General features: G+C 46.2%; 1 pseudogene. It reads left to right on the top strand.

The features are described 5' to 3' along the window. Window positions 1-57 precede the first annotated feature (57 nt). Window positions 58-260, top strand: a pseudogene (locus tag HJY11_RS13630) (phosphoesterase); the annotation flags it as partial.

Here is a 260-nt window from a genome sequence, read left to right as displayed (position 1 = left end):
AAATGGAATCACAAGGTCAGACCAAGAGATGAAGTCGTGATTCTGGGGGATTTTTCCATGGAAAAGGGCGAAAAGACAAATGAAATCCTGAGGCGGCTGCACGGGCGACTTTACCTGATCGAAGGAAACCATGATTATTATTTGAAGGATTCGGACTTTGAACGGGAGCGCTTCGTGTGGATTAAGCCTTATGCGGAGATGAAGGATTATAAACGGAGCGTCATTTTGTGCCATTACCCGGTATTCTGCTATCACGGGCA

The sequence above is a fragment of the Bittarella massiliensis (ex Durand et al. 2017) genome, from assembly GCF_017566145.1.
GTDB lineage: Bacteria > Bacillota > Clostridia > Oscillospirales > Ruminococcaceae > Bittarella > Bittarella massiliensis_A.
The sequence above is the reverse complement of the archived record's forward strand: the minus strand, read 5'-3'. Positions and strand labels throughout refer to the sequence as shown.